At 66.4% G+C, this 10,369-nt stretch carries 9 protein-coding genes, 1 tRNA gene and 1 pseudogene; 4 read left to right on the forward strand and 7 right to left on the reverse strand.

Annotated elements, in window-relative coordinates:
• Positions 1-102 precede the first annotated feature (102 nt).
• From E1263_RS40610 to E1263_RS40630, 5 genes are all read right to left on the reverse strand, one after another.
• The gene (locus tag E1263_RS40610; protein ID WP_132177508.1) at positions 103-837 is read right to left on the reverse strand and encodes a PIG-L deacetylase family protein; all 735 of its coding nucleotides are present in this window, start codon (positions 835-837) and stop codon (positions 103-105) included.
• 2 nt (positions 838-839) lie between these two features.
• Complete coding sequence (locus E1263_RS40615) at positions 840-1,568, reverse strand: SDR family NAD(P)-dependent oxidoreductase (protein WP_132177510.1); 729 nt, start codon at positions 1,566-1,568, stop codon at positions 840-842.
• Positions 1,569-1,586: 18 nt separating this feature from the next.
• Positions 1,587-4,565 (reverse strand): AfsR/SARP family transcriptional regulator, encoded by a 2,979-nt coding sequence (locus E1263_RS40620; RefSeq protein WP_132177512.1) that lies wholly within the window; start codon positions 4,563-4,565, stop codon positions 1,587-1,589.
• A gap of 94 nt (positions 4,566-4,659) precedes the next feature.
• On the reverse strand, positions 4,660-4,911 hold the full coding sequence (locus E1263_RS40625) for a hypothetical protein (RefSeq protein WP_132177514.1): 252 nt from the start codon (positions 4,909-4,911) through the stop codon (positions 4,660-4,662).
• A gap of 96 nt (positions 4,912-5,007) precedes the next feature.
• On the reverse strand, positions 5,008-5,544 hold the full coding sequence (locus E1263_RS40630; protein ID WP_132177516.1) for a hypothetical protein: 537 nt from the start codon (positions 5,542-5,544) through the stop codon (positions 5,008-5,010).
• A 240-nt stretch (positions 5,545-5,784) separates the two neighbouring features.
• Here E1263_RS40630 and E1263_RS40635 point away from each other — a divergent pair, with 240 nt between their 5' ends.
• Positions 5,785-6,747, forward strand: a complete 963-nt coding sequence (locus E1263_RS40635) for an LLM class F420-dependent oxidoreductase (protein WP_132177518.1) — start codon at positions 5,785-5,787, stop codon at positions 6,745-6,747.
• A 267-nt stretch (positions 6,748-7,014) separates the two neighbouring features.
• Positions 7,015-7,135 (forward strand) — tRNA-Tyr (locus tag E1263_RS43050).
• 77 nt (positions 7,136-7,212) lie between these two features.
• Here the strand turns inward: E1263_RS43050 and E1263_RS40640 are convergent.
• The gene (locus E1263_RS40640) at positions 7,213-8,016 is read right to left on the reverse strand and encodes a hypothetical protein (protein ID WP_132177520.1); all 804 of its coding nucleotides are present in this window, start codon (positions 8,014-8,016) and stop codon (positions 7,213-7,215) included.
• Between the two features lie 211 nt (positions 8,017-8,227).
• On the opposite strand from E1263_RS40640, the gene E1263_RS40645 reads away from it, so the two are divergent.
• On the forward strand, positions 8,228-8,440 hold the full coding sequence (locus E1263_RS40645; protein ID WP_202869293.1) for an MvdC/MvdD family ATP grasp protein: 213 nt from the start codon (positions 8,228-8,230) through the stop codon (positions 8,438-8,440).
• Entirely contained in the window at positions 8,437-9,582 is a 1,146-nt protein-coding gene (locus E1263_RS40650) for an rRNA adenine N-6-methyltransferase family protein (protein ID WP_132177524.1), read from the forward strand. The genes E1263_RS40645 and E1263_RS40650 overlap by 4 nt, the downstream gene beginning before the upstream one ends.
• A gap of 489 nt (positions 9,583-10,071) precedes the next feature.
• On the opposite strand, the pseudogene E1263_RS40655 reads toward E1263_RS40650, so the two are convergent.
• A pseudogene (locus E1263_RS40655) lies at positions 10,072-10,369 on the reverse strand (lytic transglycosylase domain-containing protein); the annotation flags it as partial.

The following is a 10,369-nucleotide window of genomic DNA, read 5'->3' on the forward strand; positions in this document are numbered from 1 at the left end:
GGGTTGTGGGAGAGCCCACCGCATGCAGCTAGCCCACCCACACTCCCGTGGGTCAGCCCATCAAATGGGGGTCCGCCGAGCCGCGTTTGGTGGGTCAGCCCATCAAATGGGGTCGGTGAGGCGGCCGGGGAGGTCGGAGGGCCAGGGGATTCGGCGGTCGGTTAGGCAGGGGCGGAAGGACTCCGCGTGCTCGACCAGGAGGCGTTGGGCGGTGACTTGGTCGTACGCCGTGAGCTGGTCGGCGTAGTCGGTTCCGCCGCTGAGTTCGCGCATGACGTCCATCTGGCTGCGGTGCAGTCGGATCAACTCCGCCTTGCGGGCCGCGTATTCGGGGCTGAAGGCAACGAAGTGGGTGGCCTCGAAACCGTGGCCTGGCCCAGGATCGACGTACCAGATCCTTGGGGCTTGGGGGAGGACTCCCGGGCTTGGCGCGAACGACGAGAGCGGCGCGAGCAGGGCGGCGTCGGTGACGAGTTTTGCGGTGAGGACGTGGTCGGGGTTGTAGTCGGTCGTCCAGTGTGTGAAGACGATCTCGGCCCCGAGCCGGCGCAGGGTGTGGATGAGCTCGGCGCGCAGCTCGGCGTCCTCGAAGACGAAACCGTCCTCGCGGCCGAGGCTGACGTACTCGGCGTCGAAATGCGCCGCGACCTCCTGCATCTCCACCGTGCGGATATCGGCAGCCCGCAACTGCTCCTCGGGCGGGTGATACGGGAGTCCTTTGTCGCCGGTTGTGATGGTCACGAAGGCGAACTCGTGCCCGGCATCGCGCAACCGCAACAACGTTCCCAGACAGCGCATTTCGTCGTCGGGGTGAGCGAATACGCAGACATACTTCACGATCAGACCCCTCGGAGCCGGGCGAGCGAGGTGGACAACGCGCCGTCGACGGTCAGGAACGATCCGGAGATATAGCCGGCCGCCTCCGACGCCAGGAAGCCGACCGCGGCCGCGATCTCCTCCGGCCGGCCATGCCGTCCGAGCGGCAGCAGCCGACCCGCGGTCGCGAGCTCCTCTGCGCCGTAGAGTTCCTCTTCGCCCGGCGTCATGATCCACCCCGGTACGACGGCATTCACCCGAATCCCGCGGTCGGCCCACTCGTGGGCGAGCGTCCGCACGACCTGCCCGAGTGCGCCGTGCGCGGCGTTGTAGCCAAGGCAGTTCGCGAACGGCTGCTTTTCGTGCAGCGACCCGATCGCGACGTACGACGCTCCTTCGGCCGGCGTCAGTCCGCGGAAGAACTCGAACGCCCCGACCGGCCCGACGGTCAGGCTCAGCATCAATGATTCACGAGTCAGCTCAACGGCAGGCGTGTGCTCCTCGTAGGCGACCGCATAAACCGCACACCCGACCGGCCCAAGCTCAGCGGCCCGCGCTCCAACGAGTCGCCCAAACCCCGCATCGCCAGCATCCGCCGCCAGCGCCAGCGCGTTGGTCCCGATAGCCGTGGCGGTGCGTTCGGCGGCGCCGAGGTCTCGGTCGACGCAGAGCACCGTGGCGTACTGCCCAGCGAGTTGTCGCGCGCACGCTCCGCCGATCCCCCCTCCGGCCCCAACCACCACAGCCAGCATGCCGACCTCCACGTTTCGTTATTCCGAAGAAATCTCCAGCAAATTGTATCCTCCGGCCTGCGCAACGACCGCGGGAAGCTGTAGATCGTCGACACCGATCCCAAGGTCTCGCAGCAGAACGACAAGCTCCGAGTGTTGTTGCCTGGCTCGATCCTGCTGGCCCAGGGCCGCGTGGACCGCAGCGAGTCGGGCCAGGTCTTGGGCGAGCTCGAGTCGGACGCCTTCGCGCCGATGCCGGAGTAGGGCTCGCTCTAGCAACGGGAGCGCCTCAGTTGCTCGCCCACGGGCGAGCAGGATGTCGGCGCGCAGGCGCAACTCCCCGTCGGTCGGCTCTGCATCCGATCCGACCGACGCCGAGCTGTCGTTGAGGAGGTGTTCGGCACGATCGATGTCATCGGCGCGCAACGCGATCGCCGCTCGGGTCTGGACGACGTCGAGAAGGACGCTGCGGTCCTCCAAGCTCTTGGCGAGCTGTTCGGCCTCGTCCAACGCCTGCTCGGCCGCCGCCAGGTCACCGGTCAGCGCGAGGCAGTCGGCGTAGGTGGTGAGCCAGATGCTCAGTCGCCGAGACGGCCCACGCTCTCGTTCAGCCCGCAGGTTCTCAGCGATCAGCGCCGCGCCACGGGCCGGGTGTCCGGTGCGAGCCAGCAGTACGCCGAGGTGTCCGTGCGCCAGGGCAATCATCATGGTGTCGTTGCGTGCCATCGCACCGGACGAGGCTTCTTCGAACCGTGCCGTCGCCTCCTCGAAGCGACCGAGCTCGCGCAGTGCACAACCGAGCTGCACAAGGGCGTTCTGCTCCATCGCCCCGGCATCGAGCTTGCGGGCAACATCGAGCTGTGACTGTGCCAGGTCAGCCAGCTCGGAGAACCGTCCAGCCTCGGCAGCGGTGTGGAACAACGACCGCAGGACGCCCCAGCGCAGCACCAGGTCCGAACAGTCGACGACCCGCCGCAGCAGGCCCGCACGGACGTGCATCTCGCCGCGGACCACGAGGTAGCCGTCCGAGCGCAGTACGAGGGCCGCTGCCAGATTTAGCTCACCGGCGCGGGTCAGCGCGTGGACGAGATCGCGGATGCTGTCGATCTCCGCGTCGAACCATGCCGCAGGCTGCTCCGCCGCGACGGAGACCCGACGAGGCGGGTGACCGGCCGGGATCGTGGCGCCGTCCGGACCGACCACCGGGCGCAGTCCGTGACCGAAGCCGTCGTCGGCCTGCGAAGCCAGCCCCAGCCAGGCCATGGTGGCGGTACGGCGACAGTCCGCGACAGCACTCAGGTCCTCCTCGCGGGCAGCGCGCTCGCCTGCGAATGCCGCCACCAGGGGGTGCAGGGTGAACCGGAGCTGTCCCGCGGCATCACGACCGCACGGCTCGACAAGATGGACGTCGACAAGCTCGTCCAGTGCCCGCGAGCCCAGCAGTACGTCGTCTTCCAGCACCACGCCGGCGAACCATGCCGGCCAGGTCGTCACCGAAACGGCGGCGACCCGGCGGAGCAATCGCTGTGCGGGTTCGGAGAGATGCCCGTCGTACGAGAGCGCGATGCTGGCCCGGACGTCGACGTCGCCGATCGCGAGCTCGTCCAAACGGATGTGCTCCTCGCTGAGATGGTCGACCACCTCGGACAGATCGACGGCACCGGACGCCAGCCGGGCCGCGACGACCATCAACGCGAGGGGGAGGTGCCCGCACAGTTGCACGGCGGACAGGGCGAGCCCGTCTCGACCTGCCTGCAGTAGATCGACGGCGACCTCGGTCGACAGGGTCGGTACGTTGCGGCGGAGCACATCATCGAGGCCGGCGAGCCGGTGGCGGGAGGTGACGATCGCGGCCGAACGCGGCGACGGTGGGAGCAGGTGGCGGACCTGTTGCTCGTCGAGAGCGTCGTCCAACACCACCAGCACGCGGCGGTTCGCGATCGCACTGCGATAGAGCGCCAGCCGTTCCTCCCGTCGAGCATGGGTGGGGGGAGCGGCAGCGCCGAGCGCGCGGAGGAACCGGTCGATGATCTCGTCGGGGTCCCGTGGCTCGCGCGAGGTACCGTCCAGTTCGGCGTACAGGGTGCCGTCGGGGTACCCGTCCTGGACGCGGTCGGCGAGAACGACGGCGAGCGATGTCTTGCCGATGCCGCCCGCTCCGACGAGAAGCACTGTGCCCGGACGCGGTTCAGGCGTACGCAGGACATCGGTCAGCTGGACGAGGATCTCGTCACGTCCGGCCAGTGCGATCGGGCGGGGCAGCTGACGGGGCACGTGCCGAGGAGACGCCAACGGCGGGTCGACGTCCTGCAGCAGGCTGCAGTGGGTCTCCTGGAGATCCGGCCCGGGCTCGACACCGAACTCGGCGACGAGCCGGCGGCGCAGGTCCTGGTAGGCGCCGAGAGCCTCGGTACGGCGACCGCTCCGGGCCAGGGCTCGCAGTCGAAGGTCGTGTAGACCTTCGTGGAGTGGATCGGTGGCCAGCAAGGCTTGCACCGTCTCGAGAACGCCGGCGTGATCGTGTGTGGCGAGCTGTGCCTGGGCGAGTGCTTCCCCGGCCGCAACCCGCTCGCGGTGGAGTGACTCGCGGGTCGCTGCGGCCCAGTCACCGGACAGGTCCGCGAGGGCGTCCCCGCGCCACAGTGACAACGCGGTGTCCAACTCGATCCGGGCGTCGTCGTACTGCTCGTCCTGCAGGTGCTCCCGCCCGCGGAGGACGGACAGCCGGAAGGCGTGGAGGTCGAGTCCGTGGTCGGTGAGAGCGAGCTGATAACCCAGCGGACGGGTCACGATGAGGGCCCCGGTCGCGTCCAGCTTGCGGCGCAGGCGGGCGATGAGGTTGTGCAGTTGCTGCCGGGCGGACTGCGGCGGTCGCGACCACACCGTGTCGATCAGCCGGTCGGACGGCGTGACCCGGTCGGCGTTGATGAGCAGCATCGCCAGCACGAGCCGCTCCCGGCCGCCGAGAGCGATGGGCTCGTCGGCCGCCTCGACCGGTCCGAGTACGCGAAAGTACACGCCACATTCTCAGTCAAGATCGGGCGCACGTATACCCACGCCCCCGACAGCTGGGGGTAGTCAGGAGCGTGGGCGCCAAGCCAGCAGGTACTGCTCAGCTGCTGAGGACCAGGTGGTAGTGCGGGTTGTGCGAGCTGACGTAGGGGCAGCTCCAGGACCAGCCCTCGTACGGGCTGGACGGATTGCCGGTGATGTTCCGGCCGGCTTGGTTGCAGGCGCCGCTGGTGCTGTACCAGCCGCCGCTCACCGTGGCGGCGGAGGCAATGCCGGTCGTGGCGAGGGAGACCGCCAGGACACCGGCGGCGAGTGCACCGGTCAGCGCAGCAGACTTACGGAACGTGGACATCGTGGCTCCTTCCTGAGGTCCGCCGAGAGCGACGGACCAGAACGGGATGACGCGCACAGGCTGGCCGAGCCCGCTCACCATCGGCTAACCGTTCGCTCACAACCGCACCGGCCGCATGTGCGGCCGTTCCCCACCCATCAGGCGGAACCGCACCAGTTCAGCCGCCGGAACCACCACCTCGACCGGATCCAACCGTCGCCGGTCGGCGACCCACTCGATCAGCTTCGCGGGCTCGGGGATGTCGCCGGTGAAGTGCAGGAGGTTCGAGTACCAGATGTCACGGCGCCCATGCGGCCGCTCGAACCACCCGTCCGGACCCAACTCCTCCGCGAACCGATCCATGAACGCGTCGGCCGCTTCGTCAACTGGCTCTGCCGATGCCATCACCGACCCGGGGGTGAGCGTCAGCCCTGTCACGCGGATCCGGAACGGACCGGACCCGGCTCGCTTCAGCGCGCTCAGATAGCGCGGAACGGCAGGGTCGTCAGGCGGAATCACGGCGCGGTAGCCCTCGAGCGCCCGGACGGTGAAATGGGCGGAACCGAGTTGGCCGGTCTGCCAATGCCCGGGCCCGGCCAGTTCGGCGGCTTCCGCGGTCAGGTCGTCTAGGAACGCCGTACGGGCTGGAAGCATTACCGACAACGGCCAGCGGCCGCCCTCCGACGGCGGCTCGCCGCGGGAGTGTGTCCCGGCGGCGATCAGCGGTGCAGCGTGGTCGAAGAGCTCGTCGAACTTGGTGATGATTCCTCCTCGGATCCAGTGCTGCCGGTACGACGCCGGAAGTGATTAAGAAGTTCTGGTGCTCCGATTGAGAACGAATTCGAAGGCTGCGTGGATGGACCGGAAGCCCGATGCGTGGAAAGGATGGACGCTATGACTACACGTTTCGGTTTGTTCGTGCCGCAGGGCTGGAAAATGGATCTGGCGCAGATCGCCGATCCCGTCGAGCAGTGGGAAGCAATGACGGCGGTGGCGAAGCGGGCCGACGAGCAGTCCTGGGACTCGATCTGGCTGTTCGACCACTTCCACACCGTGCCCGAGCCCAGTGACAACACCACCTTCGAATGCTGGACGGCCACCGCCGCCCTCGCCCGCGACACCCAGCGGGTCAACATCGGCCAGATGGTCGGCTGCAACGGCTACCGCAACCCGGCCCTCTACGCCAAGATCGCCTCCACCGTCGACGTCGCCAGCCACGGCCGCCTGTACGCCGGAATCGGCGCCGGCTGGTACGAGCACGAGTGGAAGGCCTACGGCTACGAGTGGCCCGACGTGAAGCCGCGGATGGCCGCCTTCCGCGAAGCCACCGAGATCATCCACCGGATGTGGACCGAAGACCGCCCGGTCGTCAAGGGCAAGTACCACTCGATCGACGGCCCGATCAACCTCCCCAAGGGCGCCGGCAACAAGAAGCCCAGCCTCTGGATCGGCGGCGGCGGCCCCCAGGTCACGTTGAAGCTGGTCGCCCAGTACGGCGACGCCGCCAACATCGGCGGCGGCAACCCCGAGGTGATCCGCGAGAAGGTCGCCGTACTGAAGGAGCACTGCAACAAGCTCGACCGCGACTACGACACCATCATCAAGTCCACCGGCATCAACGTCTTCCCGATCGACAAGGGCGACGACCCCAAACTCGCCACCGACAAGGCCCGCGGCCCGATCAACTGGGACCGCTTCTCCAGCGAGAACAACATCGAAACCGAAGACGAGATCGCGCTGCGCGTAGAAGCTGCTCTTGAGGCTGGCGCCGACTACGTCATCTTCTACATCCCCGGCGTCGCCTACGACCTCAACCTGGTCGACCGCGTCGAGCAGGTAGCCAAGCGCTTCGCGTAATTTCCCCCACGCGGCCTGGCTACGCGAGCTCCTTCGTCGCACGCTACGCAGTCCGCTCCCACCCGCCCCCTTTTGCGCGCTCGCAACGCTCGCTGACCTGCTCGCTACCGCTCGCCCCGACCACGGGCCGCGAGTGGCGCAGGTCAGCGCAGCGGCCCGGGGTTGCTTCGGGTGAGCCCGCAAGATGTTGCCTGGCGCTCTAGTCGGCTTCGATCCATTCGAGTCGGCTAGGGCTCCATGTGCCTGCCGCACGTGCCTGCGAGTAGCGGCCTAGCTTCTCGGGTCAGCAATCTGAGGACAGATGCAGCGCATCAGACCGCCCTGGATGGGCGACAGACTGTAAATCTGTCGGCTTATGCCTACGCAGGTTCGAACCCTGCACCCGCCACAGGCGTGTTGTACGAGAAGCAGCCCCTGACTTGGGAACCCACTAAGCCCGCGAGACCTGACTCGCCGGGCGGTCTATCAGCTGGCCAAGAGTCGGCTGACTGACGCGCGCAACGCATTATCATCCTCGGCGCCACGCCAGGTCACAGCTTCCATCCTGTATCGCGGCGCAGCCTGCTCCAGGAGCTCGGCAAGCCGCTGGGTGATTGGCTGGTTAGTGATAAGCAGTCCTGCAGTGAAAGTCGGGACGGTAGTGAGTTGCCACGCCAGTTCCTGGACGATCATCTTGCCTATCCGCGACGGGTTCCCGCGCAGATGCTTTATCTCAACAACCAGAGAGGCATCGCCCGACTGGAGTAACGCGTCAAACTGCTCTCGCTTGTTGATCATCTCACCGGTGTACTGCTCCGAGAACATGGATTCGAGAGCACCTTTGACCGCGCGCTCGTAGTTCAACGCGTCGTCTCTATCTGTAAGGACTTGGTCGACCGATTGCCGGGTCTGGGTGGGGAGCTTTGACGAGATCGGTTCGAGGTCTTCCGCAATCTCGGCCTTGGTCTGCTCGGGGACATCGGGATCCCTGAGGGCCCGTCCCGCCGCCCTGAAGGCACGCGAGAGTCGCGCCTCGTTGTCGCCCAGTTTCAGTAGGGTGATGCGCTGGCCAGAAATCGCGAGATAGCCAAACAGCGCAGCGCCAGCTAGGAGTACTGGGACACCGCCACTGTTCGAATCTGGGACAAAACTTCCGATTCCGCCTGCCGCGCCAGCGACTGTGCCCACCACTCCGCATGCGATCCGGGCGGGAAGCTTGAGCGAGTCGGCGATGTCATCGTGCAGTGGCTTGTTGTCTGAAGCCGCTTGCGCGGGGAGTCGCTCATTCACGGACGACATTCTGCCGATGTTGCTACGTGATGACTACGGATGGGTCGGATCGGGTCAACCTGAGGCACTGGTGCGGAAGAGTTGCGGCGGAGAGGTTCCAACGCAGGCGAGAGTGGGGGCATCACCTCTCTGCCAATCTGTCGGCTTATGCGCATGCATTGACTCGCCACATCTCGATTGGCGCCGGGACTACGACTTGGTCCGGTACTCGGTGATCGACACACCGAGTGAGGTTGTAGACGCCTGCCACCGCTACTTGGAGACGTTCGGCCTCGTCTTCGGTGCTTTCGACTTCGGCATCCGTGAGGATGATGAGGGCCGGGCCTGGTACGAGTGCAACACCGGTGGCCAGTGGCACTGGCTCGAGCTGGAGACCGGTCTGCCAATGACGTCGGCCATCGCCGACCTACTGGAGATGAAGTGAGCCAACCCACTATCGAAGACTGGCCATCGCTCGCGGAAGCGATGGCCAGGGAGCTTCGACGTGCGGGGAACTTGCGAGACGACGCGCTCCTGCGCGCGTTTGCGTCCATACCCCGACACGTGTTCGTGCCCCGGTATTACCGCACCGAGACTGACGCAGAGGGCTGGGAGGCTCCGTCCGGCATCGTGGACGAGTCGCAACCTGACTGGTTGCCCACGGTGTACTCGAATTCGGTCCTCGTGACGCAGTTGAAGCCGATCGAAGGACAGCCCGGATCCGAGACGTATACCTCCTCGTCCTCAATGCCTGCACTCATGGCCGACATGATCGAGGAACTCGGCATTCGGCCTGGGATGAAGGTCCTGGAGATCGGGACAGGTACTGGCTACAACGCCGCGATTTTGTGCCATCTCCTGGGCGATGACGCGGTCACGACCATCGACATTGATCAGGAACTGGTAGCTCCGGCTCGCGAGCGCCTGGCGGGCTTGGGCTACCACCCGTCGTTCGATCCGCAGCCTGGCTCGTACGACAGGATTCTTGCGACTCATGCGGTAGCTGATATCCCTGCCGAATGGCTGCGGTGGGGGAGGCCTGGGAGTGTAATCCTCACCGACCTCAGGTCCCCCTCAAACAGCACGTTGGGCGCGTGGGTCAAGGTGGCGATCAGCGAGGACGGAGAGAGCGCGACGGGTGCTTTGATGCCGGCACGCGGCTACTTCATGAGCGCTCGGCTCACGCCCGAGTTCGCGCAGGTGGGCGACGTTCTGCCGGAGTTCACCGAGGAGGAGCATCAACAGCGAGCCGAATCGATGGAGGCGCGGCCGACCAGTGTGCCGGCGTCCGTCCTTGAGACCGGCGAGTTCGGTCTCTATCTCTGGCGGCAGTCACCTGAGATCCAATGGTGGGCAGGTGATGGCACGGCATCGCTCAATGGCCCTGGCGCCGAGTCCTGGGCCTATGTCACGGATGACATGGTTCATCACGGAGGACGGGTAGATCTGTGGGTACCCGTGGAGCAGGCCTACGCGAGCTGGGTCGAGGCTGGGTGGCCGGGTCTGTCGACTTGGCTGATCAACGTTGCCAGCTCAGGAAGAACGACAGTCGAACTGCGTCCAGACAATCGGCCGGCTGACCGGTGAGCTCACCTACTGCAGAACTACCCACATCTGGGTAGTTCTGCAGTATGCGGGTGGCGCATCGAAACTTCACCCGCTTACTGCAGAAGTCACGCGCCTGATGAGTTTTGCAGTACCCGGTTGGTACTTCGCAGTATCTGTGGTTGGTAACTGCGGCAGGAACGAGAACCGCGCGGACCAGTTGTGGCGTTCCGCATCGCGGGCTTCTTGGCGGAGAACCGGCGTCGACCCGCTACGCCAAGCTCGCCACACGCGGCCCCGTGGTCGGCGCGAGCGGTAGCGAGCAAGGCAGCGAGCGTGCGAGCGCGCAAAGGGGTGGGTGGGAGCGGACTGCGTAGCGGGCGACGGAGGAGCACGCGTAGTCGGCCGCGTGGGGGAGACACACCTCAGAAGAAAAGGGCGACGCCACGGAGCTGGGGGGGAGTAGCTCCGTGGCGTCGCCAGGCGCGCCTAGGGAGGGGTGGGGGCAGGCGCGCCGTACTGGGTGGGGTCTTAGCCGCCGAGGATTCCGGTGCCTAGGACGCCCAGGAGGCCGAGCAGGGAGAGCAGGTTGCGGATGACCTGGTCGACGGCTTTGGTGCCGCCGGTCTGGTAGGCCGTGACGCACTTCTGCAGTTGGGTCTGCGTCGGTTTGGTGATGGTGACTTTCTTCATTTCCGACTGGCAGTAGGTGGTGGCCTTGGAGAGCTCGGTCAAGGTGCTGCCTACGGTTCCGACGATCAGGCCGACGGCGGTTTGAAGCGTGGCCACGCCGGGGGGCGGGGGCTTCGGGGTGTCTCTTATACACAAC

Origin of the sequence: Kribbella antibiotica (assembly GCF_004349055.1) — a bacterium.
GTDB lineage: Bacteria > Actinomycetota > Actinomycetes > Propionibacteriales > Kribbellaceae > Kribbella > Kribbella antibiotica.